The organism is Actinopolymorpha sp. B11F2 (assembly GCF_040195635.1).
In the GTDB taxonomy this organism is placed as follows: Bacteria; Actinomycetota; Actinomycetes; order Propionibacteriales; family Actinopolymorphaceae; genus Thermasporomyces.
In genome coordinates this window covers 52,502-75,076 of sequence record NZ_JBEFTX010000012.1, presented here as the reverse complement: position 1 = coordinate 75,076, position 22,575 = coordinate 52,502, and the positions used below count along the sequence as shown (strand labels likewise).

The 22,575-nt window shown below is 69.7% G+C and carries 21 protein-coding genes; 5 read left to right on the top strand and 16 right to left on the bottom strand.

The annotated features are described in order from the left end of the window. Positions 1–12: 12 nt before the first annotated feature. The 6 genes from ABN034_RS21275 to ABN034_RS21250 form a co-directional block, all read right to left on the bottom strand. Entirely contained in the window at positions 13–1,869 is a 1,857-nt protein-coding gene (locus ABN034_RS21275) for a M48 family metallopeptidase (RefSeq protein ID WP_349692748.1), read from the bottom strand. 132 nt (positions 1,870–2,001) lie between these two features. Continuing rightward, complete coding sequence (locus ABN034_RS21270; RefSeq protein WP_349692747.1) at positions 2,002–3,084, bottom strand: DUF2207 domain-containing protein; 1,083 nt, start codon at positions 3,082–3,084, stop codon at positions 2,002–2,004. A 106-nt stretch (positions 3,085–3,190) separates the two neighbouring features. Beyond that, on the bottom strand, positions 3,191–3,679 hold the full coding sequence (ispF, locus tag ABN034_RS21265) for a 2-C-methyl-D-erythritol 2,4-cyclodiphosphate synthase (protein WP_349692746.1): 489 nt from the start codon (positions 3,677–3,679) through the stop codon (positions 3,191–3,193). 26 nt (positions 3,680–3,705) lie between these two features. Beyond that, complete coding sequence (ispD, locus tag ABN034_RS21260) at positions 3,706–4,419, bottom strand: 2-C-methyl-D-erythritol 4-phosphate cytidylyltransferase (RefSeq protein ID WP_349692745.1); 714 nt, start codon at positions 4,417–4,419, stop codon at positions 3,706–3,708. Between the two features lie 129 nt (positions 4,420–4,548). Next, positions 4,549–5,034 carry a CarD family transcriptional regulator gene (locus ABN034_RS21255; RefSeq protein WP_349328148.1) on the bottom strand — a complete coding sequence of 162 codons (486 nt, stop codon included), beginning with the start codon at positions 5,032–5,034 and terminating at the stop codon, positions 4,549–4,551. A gap of 202 nt (positions 5,035–5,236) precedes the next feature. Next, entirely contained in the window at positions 5,237–6,022 is a 786-nt protein-coding gene (locus ABN034_RS21250; RefSeq protein ID WP_349692744.1) for a phytanoyl-CoA dioxygenase family protein, read from the bottom strand. Between the two features lie 93 nt (positions 6,023–6,115). On the opposite strand from ABN034_RS21250, the gene ABN034_RS21245 reads away from it, so the two are divergent. Continuing rightward, positions 6,116–7,018 (top strand): helix-turn-helix domain-containing protein, encoded by a 903-nt coding sequence (locus tag ABN034_RS21245; protein WP_349692743.1) that lies wholly within the window; start codon positions 6,116–6,118, stop codon positions 7,016–7,018. 111 nt (positions 7,019–7,129) lie between these two features. Further along, positions 7,130–7,666: a hypothetical protein gene (locus ABN034_RS21240; protein ID WP_349692742.1), complete on the top strand. Its 537-nt coding sequence runs from the start codon at positions 7,130–7,132 to the stop codon at positions 7,664–7,666. Between the two features lie 53 nt (positions 7,667–7,719). Here the strand turns inward: ABN034_RS21240 and ABN034_RS21235 are convergent, their stop codons facing one another. After that, positions 7,720–8,400: a response regulator gene (locus ABN034_RS21235; RefSeq protein WP_349692741.1), complete on the bottom strand. Its 681-nt coding sequence runs from the start codon at positions 8,398–8,400 to the stop codon at positions 7,720–7,722. Then, positions 8,397–9,686: a sensor histidine kinase gene (locus ABN034_RS21230; RefSeq protein WP_349692740.1), complete on the bottom strand. Its 1,290-nt coding sequence runs from the start codon at positions 9,684–9,686 to the stop codon at positions 8,397–8,399. Before ABN034_RS21230 ends, ABN034_RS21235 begins: the two co-directional genes overlap by 4 nt. A 135-nt stretch (positions 9,687–9,821) precedes the next feature. Between ABN034_RS21230 and phoU the strand changes: the two genes are divergently transcribed. After that, positions 9,822–10,475 (top strand): phosphate signaling complex protein PhoU, encoded by a 654-nt coding sequence (phoU, locus tag ABN034_RS21225; protein WP_349692739.1) that lies wholly within the window; start codon positions 9,822–9,824, stop codon positions 10,473–10,475. A gap of 77 nt (positions 10,476–10,552) precedes the next feature. Then, entirely contained in the window at positions 10,553–11,005 is a 453-nt protein-coding gene (locus tag ABN034_RS21220) for a ribosomal protein L7/L12 (RefSeq protein ID WP_349692738.1), read from the top strand. Between the two features lie 187 nt (positions 11,006–11,192). Here the strand turns inward: ABN034_RS21220 and ABN034_RS21215 are convergent, their stop codons facing one another. Both ABN034_RS21215 and ABN034_RS21210 read right to left on the bottom strand, forming a co-directional pair. Next, complete coding sequence (locus ABN034_RS21215) at positions 11,193–14,924, bottom strand: ABC transporter ATP-binding protein (protein ID WP_349692737.1); 3,732 nt, start codon at positions 14,922–14,924, stop codon at positions 11,193–11,195. Positions 14,925–16,059: 1,135 nt separating this feature from the next. Continuing rightward, positions 16,060–16,818, bottom strand: coding sequence for a phosphoglyceromutase (locus ABN034_RS21210; protein WP_349692736.1), 759 nt, complete (start codon positions 16,816–16,818; stop codon positions 16,060–16,062). A gap of 59 nt (positions 16,819–16,877) precedes the next feature. On the opposite strand from ABN034_RS21210, the gene ABN034_RS21205 reads away from it, so the two are divergent. Next, entirely contained in the window at positions 16,878–17,345 is a 468-nt protein-coding gene (locus tag ABN034_RS21205) for a PaaI family thioesterase (RefSeq protein WP_349692735.1), read from the top strand. A 69-nt stretch (positions 17,346–17,414) separates the two neighbouring features. Here the strand turns inward: ABN034_RS21205 and ABN034_RS21200 are convergent, their stop codons facing one another. The 6 genes from ABN034_RS21200 to ABN034_RS21175 all read right to left on the bottom strand — a co-directional run bounded on the left by ABN034_RS21200 (position 17,415) and on the right by ABN034_RS21175 (position 22,468). Next, positions 17,415–18,323: a hypothetical protein gene (locus ABN034_RS21200; RefSeq protein ID WP_349692734.1), complete on the bottom strand. Its 909-nt coding sequence runs from the start codon at positions 18,321–18,323 to the stop codon at positions 17,415–17,417. 134 nt (positions 18,324–18,457) lie between these two features. Next, positions 18,458–18,991 (bottom strand): type III secretion system chaperone family protein, encoded by a 534-nt coding sequence (locus ABN034_RS21195; RefSeq protein ID WP_349692733.1) that lies wholly within the window; start codon positions 18,989–18,991, stop codon positions 18,458–18,460. A gap of 109 nt (positions 18,992–19,100) precedes the next feature. Then, entirely contained in the window at positions 19,101–20,348 is a 1,248-nt protein-coding gene (gene mshA, locus ABN034_RS21190; protein WP_349692891.1) for a D-inositol-3-phosphate glycosyltransferase, read from the bottom strand. Between the two features lie 224 nt (positions 20,349–20,572). Next, positions 20,573–21,079, bottom strand: a complete 507-nt coding sequence (locus tag ABN034_RS21185; RefSeq protein WP_349692732.1) for a DUF6069 family protein — start codon at positions 21,077–21,079, stop codon at positions 20,573–20,575. 24 nt (positions 21,080–21,103) lie between these two features. Continuing rightward, the gene (locus ABN034_RS21180; RefSeq protein ID WP_349692731.1) at positions 21,104–21,808 is read right to left on the bottom strand and encodes a potassium channel family protein; all 705 of its coding nucleotides are present in this window, start codon (positions 21,806–21,808) and stop codon (positions 21,104–21,106) included. A 327-nt stretch (positions 21,809–22,135) separates the two neighbouring features. Next, on the bottom strand, positions 22,136–22,468 hold the full coding sequence (locus tag ABN034_RS21175; protein ID WP_349692730.1) for a DUF2516 family protein: 333 nt from the start codon (positions 22,466–22,468) through the stop codon (positions 22,136–22,138). Between the last annotated feature and the right edge of the window lie 107 nt (positions 22,469–22,575).

Below are 22,575 nucleotides of genomic sequence, written 5' to 3'. Positions count from 1 at the left end.
GCGCCCCGTCGATCATGCTCGGCCGGCCTCAGCCGTGCGCGCGCCGAGATTCTGCATCACCTGCCGAAGCGTGTCGCTGGACTTGCCGAGCTCCTCGCCGGAGAGGGTCTCCTGGATGTCGTACGTCGACCCGTTGTGCAAGGCCAGGGCCGCTTTGAGCGGCATCATCCGGTGCATGGTCGCCGAAGCGATCTCCTCGAACGGGATCCAGAGGTTCTCCGGCCGCGCCGCCAGCTGGGCGACGGGCTGGCTTCCGATGAGCTCTGTCAACCGCTTCTTGCCTTGGTCGGTCGCCTTGGGGCAGGGGGTGAAGACCAGTCCCTCGTCGGTGATGAGGAGATCCATGCTGTCCTTGCCGACCTTGACGTTGGCCATCGCACCGACGACATTGGCGCCGCTGGCGTCGGCCCGTGCCTGCCGTGGCGCCGCCAGCGCGATGTCGATGCCGACTTTGCGCAGCCACGCCCGCACCCGGGTGGCGCCGTTCGGGCCGGACTCGAGGGTCTCCAGGACCGCTTTGATGTCGAACTCCTCGCCGTCGGCGAACAGCAACCGGGGCGAGCGGTCCCACCGATGCTCCACCCGGACCATCCCACTGCGAATCGCCGCGATGGTGAACACCGAGACCAGGCCACCCTGCGGTGCGTTGGCCTGCACCATCAGGTCGTAGAGCTCGCCGAACCTGCCCGCCTCGGCGGCCCGCAGGATCGTCTCGAACGACTCGGGCGTACGACCGGTCACCCGCGACAACGCGCGGTACATCCCGTCCGCACGCCGCTGCTCGGCGGCGAGGACGCCCTGCGCGGTGTACGACGACCAGTCGAGCAGCTGCCGGTCACCGAAGTCGAGGACCGCCTCCTCCAGCTCCACCATCAGGCGTTCGATCCCGGCGAGCATCCGCCAGGCCGGCCGCGGGTCGGTGTGTGTCCCGATCTCCGGCGCGCCCTGCAGGGCCGCGATCCGCTCCGGCGTCGACGGGTGGGTGTCCCAACGCGACGTCCGCTCGTCGAGCTCCTCACCGCGCAGCCGGGACAGCTCGCCGTGCCGGGCCTGCAGCATCCGCGGGAAACCAGCGAACACCCCACGCGGGGCGATGCCGTAGTCGAGCGCCCACGTCACGTAGTTCTTCAGGTAGAAGTTCCACGCGGCGAGCAGGACCGGCAGCTCCCGCAGCGCGGTCTGGATCGCGTGTCTGCCGGCGACCGCGGCCGCCGCCTGGTCGGCCTCCAGCTCCTGCTGCCGGCTGACGGTGTTCTCCACCAGGAAGTACAGTCGCGCGTACAGCTCGAAGACCTTACGGACGATCGTCCGGGTGATGCCCCCGTCGCGCAGCTGCTCGATCGTCCGGCCGATCGTGATCCGGCCGCGGTAGTTGATCTCGCCCAATCTGGTGTGGGCGTGGGAGTAGTGGCCCAGCTCGTGGCCGAGGATCGCGCGCATCTGGTCGGCGTTCATCGTGAGCAACAGCGGCAGCCCGATCAGCATGTAGCGCCGGCCACTGCGCAGACCGAGGAGCGACGCGTCCTCGGTGACGGCGGCGTTGACCTCGGGTACCAGCCAGATCTCGTCCGGCGGACCGGTGACGACCCTCTCGGACAGGTCCCGCACCATCGCCCACAGGTGCGGCTGGTCACGTTCGTGCAGTGGCACGCCGTGTGGCGTGAACGGGGGACGCTTCAGCGCCTTGACCAGGCCGACCACGATCGCGGCGGCGGCGGCGAGGAGTGCGAGGACGATCTGCGTACCGCCGTTCGCGTGCGTCGCGATGTAGTACGCCGCGAACGCGAAGCCCCCGATCACCGCGAACGCCAGAACGTAGAACCCCGCCAGCATCGAGACCGCGACCGCTGCGCGCCACCCGGTAGTCATCTGTCTTCTGCCTCCCTCCCGGCGGCGAGAGTAGCGGGTTCTTCACGTCGTACGCCCGAGTGTGTCCATAGTCGAGGGCGGCTGGCTACCTCCAAATCAGCCGACTGTGACCAACGTGCTGGCCGGATACATCTAGAGTCGCAACCGGCGTGAGGTCGAGATCGCGCCCGACAGCGTAGTGACGAACGCGTCCAACGAGTCAGGTACGTCGATCCGGTGCCACATCTGCGGCGGGTCGTACCACTGCAGGCCGGCGTCGGGATCGCCCGGCCGTCCCGACGCGGCGAAGATGCGCGCCCAACGGTCGAGCAGGCCGAACACCAGGGCGTACGGAAGGATCCGCGCGACCAGCTCCGCCCGCGACGTGTCCGGAAGTTCGGAGCCGGGCGCCAGTTCGAGGTAGCCGCGCAGGTCGTGCAACTGGCTCAGCAGGGCGCTGCCGCGCGCGGTTCTCGCGGGTGCCACCAGGCCGCCCCACGCGAGGATCCCGCCGGCGAGCACGACACCGAGCCCGACCAGACCCAGGCCGGCGTACCCGAGTCCGACGGTGGCCACCAGACCGACCAGGGAAAGCACCCCACCCGCCGTCGTCCAGGGCGAACGCACCGCGTCCGGGCGCTGCCGGAACCAGCCCTTCGCGTGGACATCGGCGTAGAGCTGGTCCTGCATCTGGCGCAGGCCGTCGGCGAACCGTCCCGCCAACGCCGAGACCGCGACGCTGCGCGTGCCGTTGTCCCTGCGGATGTGCCGATCGTCGCCGGGGCCGCCCAGGAGCAGGGCGAGGAGGACCCGTTCGTACGGCGCGAGATCGCCCTCGGCACTCTCCGGCGTACGGCGGATCACCCAGTCCGGCCGGCGGTACGGAGACGGGCGTGGCAGCTCCTCGATCACCACGTGACCACGGACCGCGAGGTCCAGCACGGTCGCCACGATGTCGACGACGTCGGCGCTCTCGTCGACGACCGTGCCCAGCTGGCCCGGTCGGACCCCGTCCGGGGGAACGAAGCGCACCTCGCCCGACGGATCCTCGCTGATCGGGTGGTACGCAGGACGCCGCGGCACCCGGGCGTCTCGCCCGCTGGTCCACCACAAGGCCAGCACGGCGCCCCCGGCGACGGCGAGGACGATGAGCAGCAGGCTGACCGACACCGGGGTCACGGAGAAGGCGTGCGCGAGTGGTCCGCCATCGGCGAGCGGTTGGTCGGGCCCCCTCATGCGCACACAGTAGTGTCCGCGCCCGAGCGTCCGCGCCCGGCGACCAGCGGATGCGCACCAGTGCGAGTGGACGGAAGATCAGCCCTCGTAGAACAGGGCGTCGTGTCTAGCTGGCCGCCGGCAGGACCAGGGCGGTGGCGAACGCGGCGAGACCTTCGCCGCGACCGGTGAAACCGAGCGCGTCGGTCGTCGTCGCCGAGACCGTCACCGTGGCGCCACAGGCGGCACTGAGGACCTGGCAGGCCTCCTCCCTGCGCGACCCGATCCGGGGTCGTACGCCGATGACCTGCACCGCGACATTCCCCACCCGCCACCCCGCCGCCCGCACCCGGCCGGCCATCTCGGCGAGCAGGTCGGCGCCCCGGGCATCGGCCCACGCCGGATCCGAGGTTCCGATCTGGCTGCCCAGGTCGCCCAGCCCGGAGGCGGACAGCAGCGCGTCGCAGCAGGCGTGCGCGGCCACGTCACCGTCGGAGTGACCGGCCAGGCCGAGTTCCTCGTCGGGCCACTCCAGCCCGGCCACCCACATCGGCCGGCCGGCAGCGAACGCGTGAACGTCGACGCCGATCCCCACCCTGGGCAGTCCGTCGCTCACGTCTGGATCCTTTCCACGCCTGTGCGTCAGCGGGCGCCGTCGGCTCGTCGTCGGGCCAAGAGGGCCTCCGCCAGCACCAGGTCGAGCGGCCGGGTCACCTTGAACGCCTCCTCCGAACCAGGAATCGCCGTCACCGCGATACCCAGGCGTTCGACGAGGCCGGCGTCGTCGGTGATCGCGCCGAGTTCCTCGGCGGAGGCCTCCGCGGCCCAGGTGTGCGCCTTCGCCAACGCCGCCCGGCGGAACCCCTGCGGTGTCTGGACCGCCCGCAACTGGCTGCGGTCGAGAGTGCGTACGACCGTGTCGGCGGCGACCTCCTTGACCGTGTCGGTGAGAGGGACGACCGGCACACACGCGTCGGCACGTTGCCGGACGGTGGACGCGACGGCCTCGACGAGTTCCGGCGGCGCCAGCGGGCGCGCGGCGTCGTGGACGAGCACGACGTCGACGTCGGCTGGCAACGCGGCGAGCGCGCGACCGACGGAGCCGTGTCGGGATTCGCCACCCGGCACCACCTCGACGTCGGCGCCCCACTCGAAATCGGCCAGCAGGCGTTCGACCGCGGGGACATCGGGACCAGGCGCGGCCACCACGACGAGCGAAACGCCCCGGGCCCGCGCCAACGCGCGGACGGCGTGGACGAGCAACGGTGCACCGCCCAACAGGCGAAGCGCCTTGGGACGGCCAGGACCCAGGCGTTCACCACGCCCGGCGGCAGGAACGATCGCGGCGGTTCTCATGGCATCACTGACAAGGAAGGGGTCAAGGGCGCCGACTGGCGAGGAATGGAAGGAAGGGAGCGGGCGACAGGGCGGAAGGGCAGCTCATCGGCCCCGACCTCGAAAGGCCGGGGCCGATGCGGACGAACCTTAGGAGGCGAGTACCTCGTCGAGAAGCGTCTCGGCCTTGTCCTCGTTGGTGTTCTCGGCGAGCGCGAGCTCGGAGACGAGGATCTGACGAGCCTTGGCGAGCATGCGCTTCTCACCCGCGGACAGGCCGCGGTCACGCTCCCGGCGCCAGAGGTCACGGACAACCTCGGCCACCTTGATAACGTCGCCCGAGGCGAGCTTCTCCAGGTTGGCTTTGTAGCGTCGCGACCAGTTGGTCGGCTCCTCCGTGTGCGGTGCGCGCAGGACTTCGAAGACCTTCTCGAGCCCGTCCTGACCGACCACGTCGCGAACCCCGACCAGGTCTACGTTGTCTGCAGGGACACGGACGACGAGATCGCTTTGGGCCACAATGCGGAGAACTAGATAGGTTTTGTCCTCGCCCTTGACCTTGCGGATCTCGATGTCATCGATGACGGCCGCCCCATGATGGGGGTACACCACTGTCTCGCCGACCTTGAAAGTCATATGTCAGGTACCCCTTCCTTGGTGACAAGGGTAACACGGGGCGATCGGGACGCCCTCGACGTTTCCGCAGGTCAGGGCCGGGATGTGGGCTTGACAAGAAGCCGATCATCGTGTTCACGCAGGTGAACGAGTCCGCGTGACGGCTCCGTCACGGTCTCGCGGGCCGACTTGGCCGCGACCGTGGCGGCGACTCGGCGTCGGCTTACGACCACTCCTCACAGCCGGCGAACGGCAGGTGCTTGCCCGCCACGTACCGCGGTCGCGGCTGGTACGGATTGACCCCCGGCTCACCCCGCAGGTGGAACGCGCTCGCCCACGGTGGGTCATCGGTCACGATCCTTGTCGTGGTGGGGATGTAGCGGATGGTGAGGCCGCACCGGCGATGCGGCGACGTGTTCGCGTTGCTCCCATGGACGATGTGCGGATGGTGGACCTCGACGTCACCTGGTTCGAGGATCACGTCCACGGCCGCGTCCTCGTCGATGTCGACCGCGATCTCCTTGCCCAGAACGCTTTCCACCTCGGTGTTGTCGCGCATGCCCGCCACGTCGAGCTTGTGGGTTCCCGGCACGAGGCGTACGCATCCGTTCTCCGGCGTGGACGGGTCGGCCGCGAGCCACAACGTCACCACCTGCATGGGTTCCAGCGGCCAGAAGGCACCGTCCTGGTGCCAGAGCACGGGCTGGCCGGAGTACGCCGGCTTGCAGATGTAGTGCGAGGCGAACAACGCGATGTCCGGGCCGATGAACATCTGGGCGATGTCGAGCAACCTGTCGTCTGCGATGAGGCGTACCCAGAACGGGTCGTCGCGCATGAGCACGTGGCCGAGGTTCTCGGGGCGCAACTCGGGATTGCGGGCCTGCAGCCAGTCGACGTGGGCGTGTACTTCGTTGATCAGATCCGCGTCGATGACCTTGCGGAAGATGGCGTAGCCGGTCTCGTCGTACCGCTGGATGATCTCGTGATCTTCGGTCGCCTGGAGGCTCATCGGCACATCCCTCCTCGAGTCGTGACCTTCATCGTCGGGCGACCGAAAGCCGACCGATAGCACTCATCGTGCAGAAATATGTAATCTCTTGATATGCCAGCCTCGACCGTGCTCCGCTTCGAGGCCCACGCCCTCGGCCGGCCCTACCACGCCGCACACGTCCGGCTGGGGCCGCGGGCGGCACTGACCGGCCCGCACCGGCACGCGGACTTCTACGAGCTCATGGGCGTGGTCGACGGCCGCGGCGAACAGCACCTCGAGACCGGGACACAACCGCTCGCGTCGGGTGACATCGTTCTCATCCGGCCACACGACGAGCACGCCATCGCCGGCCGGGCCTCTGGTGGGCTGGGGTTCGTCAACGTCGCCTTTCCCGCCGACGCCTGGCGGGCGTTCGTCGACCTCAGCCACGCCGATCCGTACGGCGCGTGGGACCGGCGGGCACAACCGCCCCTCGTGTCCCTGACCGGCGAGCAGGCGACGGTGATGCGTACGTCGTTCGACCGGGCGCTCGCCCGCTTCCATGACGCGCCGACGATGCGCGACCTCGTACGTTTCTGGTCCGACGTCGTCGATCTCCTCTGTGCCGGCGGCGCCATGGGAGCCGGCAGCGGCGGCGGGGTTGGTGACGGCGAGAGCGGTGACCTCGATCCCGGCACCCGACCAGGCTGGCTGGTGCGCGCCCGCGCCGCCATGCGACGGGAGTCCAACCTTCGCGGCGGCGTACCCCGGCTGCTCGAACTGGCGGGGGTGAGCCCGGCGCACCTGTCCCGCACGATGCGCGGGCACTACGACACGTCGCCGACCCGGTTCGTCTCCGACCTCCGGCTCGAACGCGCCTGCACCTGGCTCGCCACGACGGACCTCACGGTGACCGAGATCGCCCACCGGTGCGGCTTCGCCAGCCAGTCGTACTTCACCCGCCGCTTCCGACAGGCCGAGGGCCTCTCCCCCAGGGAGTTCCGGGCGCGGGCGCGGCGTGCGTTCGTTCCGTGAAAACACCGCGACTGAGCGTGGGCGCGCCGGGATCAGCTCCGGTCCACGCCGGTGTTTCCCCGATACGCTGGCGAGCGCTCCGGGTGCGAGCCGACGAGGGGGAGCGCCACCGTGCAGTCAGCAAGAAGCAGCCGTCCTGGCCCGGGCCGTAGCCTGGCCGCCGCCGCCCTGATCGCCGTGATCCTGCCCGCGCTCGCGCTCGCCGGTTGCGAAGCCAGCATCGGAGCGGAGACGCAGGACCCATACACACCGGGCCAAGGGGTGCACGCCGACACCGACGGACTCCGACTCCGGGGCGTCGTCGCCGTCTCGGCGGTCGACGGGAGCGCCACGCTCGTCGGCACGATCCTCAACCAGAGCTCCGTCGACGACGCGCTGGAGACCGTACGGTTCCGTGGCGGCCGGACCGCGCTCGGCCGGTCCCCCCTGCCGCTGCGGGGCCGGGGTATCCGCGTGCTGGGCGTCGACACCAGTCAGGGGAAGGCGACGCCCGCCACGCTGTCCGGGCGAGCCGTACGGGCCGGTGTGGTCGTGCCGCTGACGTTCGACTTCCGACGGGCGGGAACGGTGACACTCAACGTCCTCGTGGTGAGCCGTGAGGGGCCGTTCGCCACGGTGCCGGCGCCGTCGAAGCCAGCGACTCCCTAGCAAGCCAGCAGCCCTCTGGCAAGCCGTCCGACCGTGGAACGCGGCCGGATCGGCTAGACCTCGAACTTGTAGCCGAGCCCCCGCACCGTCACCAGGTGCCGGGGCGCCGACGGGTCCGGCTCGATCTTGGCCCGCAGCCGCTTCACATGGACGTCGAGCGTCTTCGTGTCGCCCACGTAGTCAGCGCCCCACACCCGGTCGATGAGCTGGCCCCGGGTCAGCACCCGTCCGGTGTTGCGAAGGAACATCTCCAGCAGCTCGAACTCCTTCAACGGCAGGCGTACGTCCCCACCGCCGACCGTGACGACGTGCCGCTCGACGTCCATGCGTACCGGCCCACCTTCGAGCACGGCCTGGATGATCTCGCCGACCTCCGTGCCGCGGCGGAGGACCGCGCGGATCCGCGCGACCAGCTCCCGCGGGCTGAACGGTTTCGTCACGTAGTCGTCGGCGCCCAGCTCGAGGCCCACCACCTTGTCGACCTCGGTGTCCTTCGCGGTCACCATGATCACCGGGACGTTGGAACGGCGCCGCAGCTCCCGACACACCTCGGTGCCCGGCACCCCCGGCAGCATCAGGTCGAGCAGCACGATGTCGGCACCACCGCGCTCGAACTCCTCGATCGCGACGATGCCGTCACCGGCGAGCGCGACCTCGAAACCTTCTTTGCGAAGCATGTACGAGAGCGCATCGCTGTAGCTCTCCTCGTCTTCGACGACGAGAACACGAGTCACCGGGTTGCCTCCTTCTGGCGTACGTCAGTTGCCTCGGACTGGGGCTTGGGTGGGGACTCGGACTGGGGCTCGGGCTGGGCGGCCTGCGCCGGCAGCAGCGTCCCGGTCATGCCAGAGTCGCCGCTCGTGGCGGTGTCGCCGCGCAGCGGCAGCCGGATCGTGAAGGTCGAGCCTTCGCCCTCGACACTCCAGACCGCGATGGCACCACCGTGGCTGGCGGCGACGTGCTTGACGATGGACAGGCCAAGCCCCGTACCACCGGTTGCCCGGCTCCGTGCCCGGTCGACCCGGTAGAAGCGTTCGAACACCCGGTCGAGCTCCTGCTGCGGGATGCCCACGCCCTGGTCGCTCACGGCGAGCTCCACGAAACCGGCCGAGCCTTCCGGATCATGGTCGTCCGGTGCGCTGTGGCGGACGTCGACGACGACCCGGGAGTGTTCCGGGCTGTAGCCGACCGCGTTCTCGACGAGGTTGCCGACCGCGATCACCAACTGCTGCATGCTGCCGGAGACGTGGAGGTCGCGAACGCCGGCATGGACAAGCTCGATGTGCTTGGCCTGGGCGTCGACCCGGCACCGGTCGAGGGCGGCGTCGACGACGTCGTCGAGCGCTATGGCCGCGGCTTCCTCCACCGGGTCGTCGGCCTGGACCCGGGACAGCTCGATGATCTGCTGGACCAGCCGGGTCAGCCGGTCGCTCTCGATCTGCATCCGACCGGCGAACCGGTGTACGGCGTCCGGGTCGTCGGCCGCGTGCTGGACGGCCTCCGCCAGCAGGGTCAGGGCGCCGATGGGGGTCTTGAGCTCGTGGCTCACGTTGGCTACGAAGTCGCGGCGGATGGAGTCGATTCGGCGTTCCTTGGTGTGGTCCTCGACCAGGATCAGGATCAGCTCGCTGCCCACCGGGGCGACCCGGGCGGAGACGGACAGGACGTTGTGGCCGAACCGGCCACGCGGAATCTCCATGTCACACTGCCGGATTTCGCCATCCCTGCGGACTTTGCGTACGAGGTCGAGCAGTTCCCCGGTCACGATCCGGGTGCCCCGGACCAGTCCGAAAGACCGCGCGGGGGCACTGGCATGGCGTACGTCGTCCTGCGGGCCGACCACGACCGCGGCCGAACGCAGAACCGCGAGGACCTTGGCCACATCGGGCGGAATGGGAGGATCAGGACGCTCGGGGGCACGGGCCTGGGCGCGTTCGGAGAATCGGAACGAGAACGCGGCCACACCACCGATGGCAAGGCCGACCAGGCCACCGAGCAGGGCGGCAAGTGTCGCGTCCACAGCTCCCGATGGTAGGCGGCCCGCGGGGAAGTGCGCCTCCCCAGCCGGGTGGGGCACCGGTCCGACGGCCAGAGTTCACCGCGTGTTCAGGCTGGTCGTTCGCTCGGTGACCCGCTATCACTTACGGTGTTCGGCATGCGCGAGGCATTCCACGAGCAACTCCAGCACCTGAACGATCGGCTCGTCCAGATGGCGGGACTGGTGGAGACGGCGGTCCGCGAGGGCACCGCCGCGCTCCTCGAGGCCGACGCCCGGAAGGCCGAGAAGGTGATCGCGGCCGACACGGAGATCGACCGGCTCCAGGCGCTCGTGGAGGAACAGACGTTCGAGCAGCTGGCGCTCCAGCAGCCGGTGGCGAGCGACCTCCGCGCCCTCGTCGCGGCGCTGCGGATGGTCGCCGACCTCGAGCGCATGGGCGACCTGGCCGAGCACGTCGCGAAGATCGCCAGGATGCGTTACCCGGAGTGCGCGATCCCGGACGAGCTCAAGGAGACCATCGCTCGGATGGGTGCTGTCGCCGAACGCATGGTGGGCAAGGTCTCCGCCACGGTGCGCGGCTCCGACGTGGCCCGCGCGGTCGACCTGGTGGGCGAAGACGACGAGATGGACCAGCTGCGGCGGGAGCTGTTCACGAAGATGCTCGACGCGTCGTGGCCGCACGGAGTGGCCGCTGCCGTCGACATCGCGCTCCTCGGGCGCTACTACGAACGGATCGCCGACCACTCGGTCTCGATGGCCCGCCGGGTGATCTACCTCGTCACCGGCGACGTGCCCGCACGAACCCCCTGAACGGCCTCGCCACCTCGTGTGAAGGCGACCCGCACTGGGCGGAATCGGCCGGGCAGGAAGGTCGCTAGCATCCTCCCGTGGACGGCGTACTGATCTTCCTCGGCATCGTGGTCATCTGCTTCCTGGTGGGGGTCTTTTCCTGGCGGAAGCGTCCGAAGGCACGTGACGTGCTGTCGGTTCCGGTCGAGCCGGCGGCCCTGGACACCGTGCTCCGGCTGCTGCTCCAGAACAAGAAGATCATGGCGATCAAGGAACTCCGAGTGGCGACCGGCCTCGGCCTCGCGGAGGCGAAGTCCCTCGCCGAGGCGATCCAGCGTGGCCACCGTCCGCCTTCCGCCGAAGGCCAGCACGTGCCGGTCGAGGCTGACCAGCCGCACCAGGGGCCGCCCGCGACGACCGGGACCCCGGACCTCGCCGAACGTGCCCGCGCCCTACGCGTCGTCGGCCGCGAGACCGAGGCCATCCGGCTGGTCTGCGACGAGACCGGGATGGGCATCCTCGACTCACAGAAGTTCGTCCGCGCCCTCTAGGACGCTTCGGGCCTCGGCCCCCATCCGCCCTCAGCACCACCGTCTGCCCTCAGCACCCCGTCCGCCTCAGCACCACCGTCGGTCCTCGGCGCCGCGTCGAGCACCAGGACCCCCGGCGAGGCTTGTCGGAGGTACCTCACCCTGAAGACGAGATACCTCCGACAAGAAGACGCCGGTCCTGGCGTCGTTACGACACGGCGGCGAGGCGGGTGGACTGGAAGTCGGCCGTGTCCTGGTCGGCGATGACCTGGCCGTCGTGCACGGTGACCACCCGGTCCACCCACCGCAGGGTCTGCGGTCGGTGGGCGATGACGATCGTCGTACGACCGGCCGCCGCGCTGCGCATCGCCTGCTCCACCCGGCGTTCGGACTTGAGGTCCAGGTGGGACGTCGCCTCGTCGAGCACCAGCACCCGCGGATCCAGCACCAGCGCGCGGGCCAGACAGAGCAGCTGCCGCTGCCCGGCCGACAGGGACTTGCCCCGCTCCTGCACCTCGTGCAGGTAACCACCGTCCAGCTGCGCGATGAACTCGTGCGCGCCGACGGCCCGGGCGGCCGCCTCCACGAGTTCGTCGGAAGCGTCCGGCGTTCCGTAGGCGATGTTGTCGCGAATGGTCCGCGAGAACAGGAACGGTTCCTGCGGTACGTAGCCGATCGACTGCCGGTAGGCCGACGGGTCGAACCGCGTCACCGGCGTACCGTCGACCTCGACCTGCCCGTCGGTCGCGTCGTAGAACCGGGTGATCACCTTGGCGATCGTCGACTTGCCGGCACCGGTCTGGCCGACGAAGGCGACCCGTTCGCCAGCACCGATCCGCAGATCCGCCGAACGCAGGGCGGGCTTGCGGGTGCCGTTGTACTGCAGGGTGACCCCCCGCAGCTCGATGTCGCCCGTGAGTTCACCGACCTCCTCCGGCTGCTCCGGCCGCGGCACGCTGACCTCCTCGGCGAGCAGGGCGGAGATCCTGGTGACCCCGGTCTTCGCCCGCTGGTACACGTCGAAGACCGTCGCCATCTGCTGGATCGGCGCGAACGCGAGCGCAAGGTACAGCAGGAACGGCAGCAACTCCGCCACCTCCAGCTCACCCGCCGAGATGAGCCGCCACCCGACGAGCAGCGTCGCCGCCACGGTGAGTCCGGCCAGCACCTCGATGAACGCGACGTACGCGGCGGTGGCGCGGTTGCTCGTCGCCCGCGCGTCGTACTGCTGGTTGGCAAGACCCCGGAAGTGCGCGAGGTTCGCCGCCTCACGCCGGAAGGCCTGTGTCACCGGCAGCACGGCGAGCGTCTCGTGCAGATAGGTGTTGAGCGCGGAGTTGAGTTCCCGTGCTCTTTCGTACGCCGGACCGACGATGCGGCGGTACTTGATCGTCGCGATGGTCGCCGGCGGGATCACCGCCAACACCACCAACGCCAGCGTCGGGTTGAGCACCAGCAACACCACGGTCATCCCGGTGAACGTCACGATCGCGACGAGCGCGTTGGTGAGTCCCGCCTGGATCAGCTCCGCGACGGCGTTGACGTCGGAGGTGAGCCGGGTCATGATCCGGCCGGCATGCGTACGGTCGTAGTAGTCCATCCCGAGCCGCTGCAGATGGGCGAAGAGCCTTATCCGCAAGGCGTACAGAATGCGTTCGGTCGTCCGTGACGTCACCAGGTGGGTTGCCCAGACGTCGCAACCGGAGATCAGCGCGACGATGCCGAACACGCCGCAGGTGAGGAACAGGAACGTCAACGACTTGTTGTCGAGCGCCTGTTCCAGGCCGTTCTGCACCAGGAGCGGACCGGCGAGGACGGCGAGCGCGTCGACGAGCAGCAGCGCGAGCCCGAACAGGATCGGCCAGCGCTGCGGACGCACCATCTGCCACAGCTTGAACCCTTCGTGGCGGGTCGACTCGTGCAGGACGTCGATGCCGGGGCGTTCGGTGGCGACCGGCAGCTGGGCGAGCGCCGCGAGGAGCTCGGGCGAGACAGGATCGCCGACCCTTGCCCGAACGGGATCGACCTGCTGCTCGGCCGGCTGCCATGCGTGCGCAGTCACGGCCGCCTCGCCGTCGGCAAGCTCGGGTTGACGCGGCTCGGTGTCCTGGTCGGCGTGGTCCGGCATCTCCGACATCAGCGCCCGGTAGAGACTCGACCGCTCCACCAACTCGTCGTGCGTACCCTCGTCGACGACCTTGCCGCCGTCGACGAGCACCACCCGGTCGGCCAGTTGGACGGTCGACTCACGGTAGGCCACGACGATGACGGTGCGACCCGCGACGATCTCCTGCATGGCATCGAGAATCCGGCGTTCGACATGCACGTCCACCGCGGACGTCGCGTCGTCGAGAACCAGCACGTCCGCGTCGGCGAGCAGCGCCCGGGCGAGCGCGATCCGCTGCCGCTGCCCACCGGACAGGCTGAGCCCCTCCTGGCCGACCTCGGTGTCGTAGCCCTCGGAGAGGCCGACGATGAAGTCGTGGATGGCCGCGATCTTCGCGACCTTCTCGACCTCCTCGTCCGTCGCATCCGATCGGCCGTACGCGATGTTGTCGCGGATCGACCCCGACAACAGCATCGCCTCGTCGAAGACCATGCTGACCCGCCGGCGCACCTCGGGAAGGCTCAGGTCGCGGACGTCGACACCGTCGAGGAGCACCCGGCCGGCGCTGGCGTCCCGCAACCTCGGTACGAGCTGCAGGGCCGTCGACTTGCCCGAGCCGGTGGGCCCGACGATCGCGACCGACTCGCCCGGGAGTACGTCGAGGCAGAGCCCGTCCAGCGCCCGCGGCCCGTCGGGATAGGTGAACGACACGTGGTCGAACGACACGAACGCCCCGCGCTGGTCGGCCGGCTCCTCCGTTCGTCGGGCGACCTGCTGGTCGGCTCCGCGCGCAGCCGCGGGCCCGTTGGCATCCGCCACGACGGTGCCGTTCCCCATGCCGCCACGGCGGGGACCGCGACCCTGGATGTCACAGTCGGACTTCCGGGTGTCCACCTCCGGCTGGACGGCGAACACCTCGGCGATCCGCTCCGTCCCCGATCGCGCGCGAGGCACCAGCGTCAGCACCATCGCCAGCATCCGCGCCGAACCGTTGAGATCGGCCAGGTACGCAAGGAACGCGAAGAACGTACCGACCGTCACGTGCCCGTGGAGGGCGAGCCATCCCCCGAGGGCGAGGACCAGGACCTGTCCGGCGAGCGGGGATGCCTGCAGCGTCGCGAGCAAGGGCGCCCGCTGACGGATCGCCCGGACCCGGGACCGGAACATCCCGGTGAGCGACTCGACGAACCGTTCGTGCTCAGCCTTCTCCTGGCCGAATCCCTTCACGACCCGGACGCCGGTAATCGCTTCTTCGGCGACGGTCGTCATGTCCGCTTCGCGCTGCTGGGCGTCCCATGATGCCGCGTACACCCGCATGTGCAGGCGGCGCGCGATGACCACAAGCGCGACGAGGACACCGCACAACACCAATGCCAGCAGGGGCGAGAGCGTCGCCATGATGAACAGCGCCAGCACCACCTGCAGCACGGTGCCGAGCACGGGCGGCAACAGACCTACCGCCTGCTGGATGAGGACGAGGTCGGAGTTGACCCGGGAGACCAGCTGGCCGCTCTGCATGCGTTCGTGCGCGGCCGCGTCGAGCCGCTGCAGGTGGGCGTAGAGGTCGTCACGGATGTCGTTCTGGACATGGATGCTCAGCCGCCCGCCGGCCTCGCGCCAGAACCCGCTGGCGGCGGCACGTAGCAGCACCATGGACACCAGTGCGGCGACCCAGGGCAGCACCGGCTTGCTGTGCTCGATGATCGCGTCGTCGACCACGATCTTCTGCAGGAGGGGGGCGGTGACGAGCGCCGCCGTCCAGAGAGTGGCGGCAATCAGGGACACCGCGACAAGTCGCCTGTGCCGGCCGAGATAGGGAGACAACCAGCGCATCCAGCCCTTGCCCGCGGTTTCCCCTCCATTGGTTGGGGATTCCGGCGTACGCACAGCCAGCTGGTGCGGGTTGCGCGGCGAGGGCAGGTTGGGTCTAGGGCGGGTTCGTGGTCGGGAACCTGAGGTGAACACGGTGTTCTTTCCCGCCGACGGCGGCGGAGATCTGGGACAGGCGATTGTCACGGCACGCGGCACCCCCGCCGTCAGCGAGTGGTCCGAAGCCGAGCGTGTGCAGGGAGATCGCCGGTCAGGTGCGGTGGATGGGCACGTTTCCACATCGACGGATCGCCGTTCCGCCAGGTGTTCTCCACCGCGTCTCCGGACGCGGCCCACCGGCCCGGCCACATGGCCAGAGGTATCTCGCCCAGGGACGAGAGAACTCGGACAACGTGGCGCCTGGCATGGTGAACCGGCCGGACCGATCAGTTCGCCGAAGCTAGGAACGATCGCCGGGTCTTCTGAGAACCGATGGAAGGACGAGTGCCGTCAGGCGGACGTGCCGCCGAGCCCCGCTCCTGACCTGACCTCGCCACACCCACTCAATGGATGCGCGCGCCAGGCACCTCCTGTCACAGGCGCGACGGGAAGAAGTACGCGGGAATGCGCGGGTAGTGATGGACTGCGGGTCGGCTGACGGGAATCCTACGAAGCGTCCGATGTGACGCTGACATGGCGCGCACGCACCTCATGCTGCTGGTGGTTTCGAACAAAGACCTAGCTGGCGGAAAGCCGAAGTGGACTGCATCGTCCGTACGCATCGAGGTTAACCGCGCCCATTGGTGATCGCGACCGGCTTTCACATGATGGACGTCGTAAACCTCGAAGGGGTTCAGGCCGCCAGACGCGACCTCGTGGCCGGCCCGGAGGCCCGTCCCTCCCCGGCCCTCATGACCGACAACGTCTCACCTCGATCACCGGTTGCGGAGACTTGCGAAGATTCTGAGATTCCTCACCGGGAAGGCGGGCCCCTGCGGTCGCCCGGCGAATGACCACGCTGCCCATGCCAGTGGTCGAACGCGAGGCATCGGCACCCGTCCCTGCTACCAGAGACCCACTCAGCGTGGTCATTTACCGCGCGGGACCGGGTCCCGGCGTCTGTCCAAGGGCGAGCGCGGCGTCGAAGAGACGACGGGGGTTACCTGCGGCCCTGGTTCTTGACCGCCTCGATCGCCGCTGCTGCGGCGGCGGGATCGAGGTACTCGCCGCCGGTCGCCAAGGGCCGCATCGACTCGTCGAGGTCGTAGACCAGCGGGATCCCGGTCGGGATGTTGAGACCGACCACGGCGTCTTCGCTCATCCCGTCGAGGTGCTTGACCAGTGCACGCAGCGAGTTGCCGTGCGCCGCCACCAGGACCACCAAGCCGGCCCGCAGATCAGGGACGATCGCGTCGTACCAGTACGGCAGCATCCGGACGACCACATCGGCCAGGCACTCCGTGCGCGGCATCAGCTCCGGCGGGAGATCGGCGTAGCGCGGATCACCCACCTGGGAGAACTCCGCGTCGTCGGGGAGCGGCGGGGGCGGCGTGTCGTAGGAACGTCGCCAGGTCATGAACTGCTCTTCGCCGAACTCCTCCAGCGTCTGCTTCTTGTCCTTGCCCTGCAGCGCGCCGTAGTGCCGCTCGTTGAGCCGCCAGCTCCGGCGGACGGGCAGCCAGTCGCGGTCGCATTCGGCCAACGCGATCTCTGCCGTCCGGATGGCCCGGCGAAGCACCGACGTGTGGACCACGTCGGGCCGGATCCCGCGCTCACGCAGCAGCTCGCCGCCGCGGCGGGCCTCCGCCTCGCCCGTTGCTGACAGGCCGATGTCGACCCAGCCGGTGAAGAGGTTCTTGGCGTTCCACTCGCTCTCGCCGTGGCGGAGCAGAATCAGACGGTACGGCGCTGCGCTCATGCCGCGACTCTACCGACGGTCGCGTGGACGCCCGACCCCCGGAAGGCTTGACTGGACCCATGACGAACTCCGCGTTCCCGGACGATCCCGAAGCGATGCTGGCCTTGGGCCGGGAGGTGCTCGGGGCGCAGCCGTTCAGCGTCCTGATGGAGGCGCGTCTGGAGGTGTTCGCGCCCGGCCGGGCCCGGCTGTCACTCCCGCTCGGTCCGCGGCTGCTGCAGCAGTTCGGCCACGCCCACGGTGGTGTGGTGAGCTACCTCGCCGACAACGCCCTGACCTTCGCGGGTGGGTCCGTGCTGGGTCCGGCCGTGACGACCGCGGAGTACAAGATCAACTACATCCGTCCGGCGCGCGGGGAACGGCTCGTCGCCGAGGCGTGGGTGGTCAACGCGGGACGCCGGCTCGCCGTGGTGGGATGTTCGCTCCATGTCGTGGACGGTTCCGGCATCCCGACCGAATGTGCCCTCGCCCAGGGCACGATCGCGACCCTCAACGACGACGACCGCTCCGCCAGTACGCAGGACTAACCATCAGGAAACAGACCCACCGGCCGTCGGGCGGCCCCGATCCAACGTACGGCCCGGGGAGTTGTCGTTCTAGGGGAGCAGGGCGACCCGCAGCCGGAGGAGGTCGAGATAGGTGTCGACGTCCTCGACCTGCTCGGGATCCGCGGGGCAGGGCGGTTGCCCGAGCGCACGGTCGACGATGGCCCGGGCCTGGGCGGGCGAGTGGTCGGTGAGGGCGAGCCCGTCCTGCGCCGCGGCCTTCGCGTGCTCGTCCCGGAGCCCGGCCACCTGGTCGGTCACCCAGCAGTCCTTGACGCCGCCACCGAGGTCGTGGTCGAGCAGGACCACCACCGCGTGCTGGTCACGGCGGTAGCTGAAGGTGAGTAGGAGCGTCTCGCGGCCGCCGTCCGCGTAGCCGAAAGACGGGCCGACCTCCGGTGCGCCGAGCAGGTCGACCCAAGGACAGTCCTCGAGGCCGGCGCCGACCAGCCGCCCGGCACCAGCGGTGGCGGCGGCTCGCACCTGTGGTGGCCCCACGACAGCGAGCACGCGCAGAATCGCCAGCGCCTCAGGACTACCCTGCCGTTCCGCCTGCGAGACCAGCTGCTCGAGCACGAGGGGAACCTCGGCCTGATCCACCGCCGCACTCCGCACGATGGCGAGGAACTCCAAGCCGCACAGCTCGGCCTCCAGTGCCGTGCTGTCCCTGCCGAGCAGTGGCCTCCACCCTTCGAGGACGGCCGCCAGAGACTGCTCGGGCGTCGGCAGCACCCCCGCGTCGCCCAACCGGTGCAGGATCTGCCCCGGATCGGTCACGCCGTCGAACGACCGCACCACCTCGGCAGGAGCCCCCGCCTCGGCGAGAAGGTGCCGCAGTCCGCCCAGAGTCCCCAGGTCGGGGGCACCGGCATCCGGGCCCAGACCACGAGGAACCGCCGGGAGGAGCCCGGGTCCGTCGCCTCGGTTGCTCTTCCACTGCGTACGCCGGGGATTTGCCACCGCGCCATCTTGCCACTCACCGCAACCGAGTTGATCATGACCCGACCGCCAAGTCCGACCGCTAACCCGACCGCCAAGTCCGACCGACAACCTTGCCGCCACCCACACGCCGCCTCTCCGCGGCCCCCGCGTACCTACGGGCTGGAGTCCTCGGGCTGCAGCCGGCGGAACGCCTCGAGGTTCGCCGTCGACTCCCCGCGTTCGGTCCGCCAGGCCCACTCCCGCCGGATCGCCGACGCGAAACCCAGCTCCAGCAGGTGGTTGAACGACGAGTCGGCGGCATCGAGTACACATCCGAGCACGCGGTCGATCTCCTCCGGCGTCACCGCTGTCAAGGCCAGCTTGCCGGTCAGGTGGATGTCGCCCAGATGGTCGACGGCGAAGGCCACGCCGTAGAGCCGCAGGTTGCGTTCGAGCAGGTAACGGTAGACCGCTTCGTGGTTCTCGTCGGGCCGGCGTACGACGAAAGCGTGCACACTCAAGGCCTGCCGTCCGACGTCGAGGACGCAGGTCGTCTGGAGCTTGCGTTCACCGGGAAGCGTCACGACGATCGCGCCCGGTGCAGGTTCCTCCCAACCGAGCTCGAGGTCGCGAAGTGCCCGTCGTACGACATCAGCCGGCCCAGCGCCACCGTCATCGGGCTCGTGGGAAGGATCGTGCTCAGACACCCCGCCACCGTAGCCGGCGCGGGATCCGGGCAGAGCGACAGCGCCACGCTCGGGGTTGTCGCTACGCCTGACCTGATGGGGCGGTCGGTCGCCTTGGCCGGGCGCCCGCTCAGCGGCCGACGAGCGAGATCGAGTCCTCCGGTGCGGCGATCGCCGCGGTGTAGACGTCGAGGGTCCGCGCGGCGGTTACCGGCCAGCCGAAGCCCTGCGCGTGCGCGACGCCTCCCTCGCCGAGGCGGGCGGTCCGTTCCTGGTCGGCAACCAACTCGCCGAGGACGCGCGCCCACTCGTCCGGATCGTGCCCGTCGACCAGCACACCAGACTCGCCGTCGCACACCGCCGTCAGCAGACCGCCCGTGGCCGCCGCGACGACCGGTGTGCCACACGCCTGGGCCTCCAGGGCAACGAGCCCGAACGACTCGTTGTACGAAGGAACGGCCACCACCGTGGCGGCCTGGTACCACCGCGCGAGCTCGCCCTGCGGCACCGGCGGGACGAACCGGACGACATCGGCGATGCCGAGCGTACGAGCCAACCGGATCAACGCGTCGGGCTTCGCCGTACCCGATCCGCTCGGCCCGCCCACCACGGCCACGACAAGGCGATCCCGGAGCTCGGGTCGGGCGTCGAGCAGCCGGGCCGCCGCACGCACGAGGACATCGGGTGCCTTCAGCGGCTGGATCCGCCCCACGAACGCCAACACCACCGCGTCGTCAGGCAGCCCGAGCTCCCGCCGGACGAGGGCACGGTCGCCGGGCCGGAACACGTCGAGGTCCACCCCCGGGTTCACCGTCACGACCGTGCGCGGGTCGGCGTCGTACAGGCCGGTCAGCGCCCGCGCCTCCTCGTCGGTGTTGGCGACCAGCCAGTCCGCCGCGTCGACGACCTGCTCCTCACCGATGATCCGCGCGCGCGGTTCGGGGGTGTCACCGTCGGCGAGCAGGGAGTTCTTGACCTTCGCCATCGTGTGCATGGAGTGCACCAGCGGCACACCCCAGCGTTCCTTGGCGAGAGCACCCACCTGGCCGGACAGCCAGTAGTGGGAGTGCACCAGGTCGTACCACCCGAAGTCGTGACCGGCCTCCGTCTGGAGGACACCGCGGGCGAAGGCGCACAACTGTGCCGGGAGCTCGTCCTTCGACAGCCCCTCGAACGGCCCGGCCACCACGTGTCTCACCCGTACGCCGTCGTCCGCCTCGACCACGGGCGGGAGGTCACTGGACGTCGCGCGGGTGAAGATCTCCACCTCGATGCCCAGGGCCGCCAGGCGACGGGCAAGCTCGACGACGTAGACGTTCATGCCACCCGCGTCGCCGGTGCCGGGCTGGTCCAGCGGAGAGGTGTGGACACTCAGCATGGCCACCCGTCGCGGCAACCGCCTGCGCTCGCCAGGCAACGAAATCCGGTGCACCCGACCAACCTCCTCATGAGCGTACGAACTCATCAGCGCCGTTCATGCGGGTCTGCGCGGCCGGACCGCCGACCAGGAGATGACAACCTCGGGCGGTCGTACGGCATTCCCGGCCGTCCGTACCGGTCAATCCGGATCGGTCAGTGGGCAACCGGTTGCCGCCCGCGGCCTCACCGCTGCTGCGGCATGCGCTGCGGAGTACGCACGGCGGACCGGCCCACGCTCGCGAGGAGGGACATGATGGCCACGCCCACGATCAGGTTGATGACACCGCTCACGAGCCGGCTCTCCAGCGACGCTGGCCGCAGGAACGGGGCCACGGCCGCCGCCACCGTCGCCAGGGCGACGATCCAGGAGAAGAACACCGTCGGCCGGGGAGTCGCCAGGAGCAGTGCGTGGAGCAGCCCGGTCGCGAGCAGTGCCGCCGCGGCTGCGGTCATGGCATAGGTGAAGGTGCTCGAATCGCCGAAATCACTCGCCGTACGGGGCGCCAGGATGGGGACGTTCAGGAAGGCGCGGACGACGAAGACCCCGACCACCACGACCAGCGCCGCCACCAATGCCGTGGCGAGTCCGCCCGCCCACAGCCGGGCGGCGTCGACCTCGGGCCGTTCGGGCTGGTCCAGGTCGATGCCGGTCTGGCGTGGCGTGACGGGACGTTGGCTGGGATCGCTCATGGTGGGACCTGCTCGGAGCTTTCATTATGCGCCCCCGTTCGAAGTGCCGCGACGCCACCGGCCTACGACGGCGGCGACCACCGAAACGATGTAGAGCTGGCCGACCAGTGCCTCCAGCACGGTCACCATCCGCGCGAGGTTCGTGCCGGGGCTGATGTCGCCGATACCGACCGTGGTGATCGTGATGACGCTGTAGTACAGGCAGTCGCCCGCGGTCGGCGGACGGTGGGCCCCCTCGAGGTACCCGGTCAGGAACGCACCGCCCAACTCGTGCGCGGACGAGAAGACCAGCGCGATCAGGAGATAGATGCACAGGACGCCCAGTACGGTCGCGAGATCCACCCGGGCGTTGGCCATGAGGGAGTGGATCACCAGGCTGCCGGCGACGGCCACGAGGATGATCGTCGTGGCCGCCGTGAGTACCGCCAGCAGTTCACCGCCGGCGAACACGCTCGCCGTCGCCGTCATCACGACCGCCGCGACGGCGATCACACCGACCGCGTCGGTACGGCCACGGCTCACGTGGCGGATCCGCAGAGCGGCGAAGAGTACGACGGCGAGGGCGACGATGCGGGCAACTGACCCGAGCAGCCTGCCGCTCGTCGCGATGATCAGGGCGTACGCGACGAGCAGGCCGATCAGAAGCCAGGAGAACGCGACCACCCGCCGGCGAAGAGCGGCCCGACCGTCGGGCCGGTCCGGCGGCGAACTGTCGCTGCCCGGGTCCATGACCTGTCACCTCTCGCGCACGCGACACCTGCACGCGATCAGCTACCCGTACGACGGACCACCCAACCCGCGGGCCCGAAGCCTGGGTCCAGCACCTGCCCGCGGCCAGGCGCGAGACGCGAAGACGTGAGACGCCGGGCACGGCGCCGCCGGGATAGAACGCCGACCGGTCGAGGACGAGCCCGTCGTCGGCACCGGACGCGAGTACCACCGCGTCCCATTCGCGCAGCGTCCCATTCGCGCAGCGTCCCGTCGGTGAGCTCGAGCCGGTGGGTGCGCCCATGCCGGTCGAATTCCGACCAGTCGGTCATCGGCGTTCGTTCAGCGTCACCACGGACCGTAGGGGCCGTCGCTCTGCCCGCCACGCCGACCGCCGGCCTCACGGACCGCCGGTCGTACGCCGACGACGTAGACCGCGGCCGCGACCGTGCCGGCGATGTTGAGCAGGCTGAGCGGGCTCCAGAACATGGGGATGAGATGGATGAGCAGAGCGAGGCCGACCAGGATCAACCAGAGCGTCTTGGTCTGCTTGTCCGCGGCCGGGAAGGCCTCCTGCGGCCGCATGACGACATCGCCGAATGCGAATGCCTTCAGCACGAGCAGAGCGATCCAGAGGGCGGCCTGGATGTAGAAGACGATGGTCATCGGTTGACTCAGCACACAGCGAGGGTAACCGCAAACGGCCCGGAAGGTGCCGTCCGGACGGCCCGATCCGTGCCGCGGGTCGACCCTTGATCGCCGAGCGGCTTGAGTCGTTCGGTTTGCGG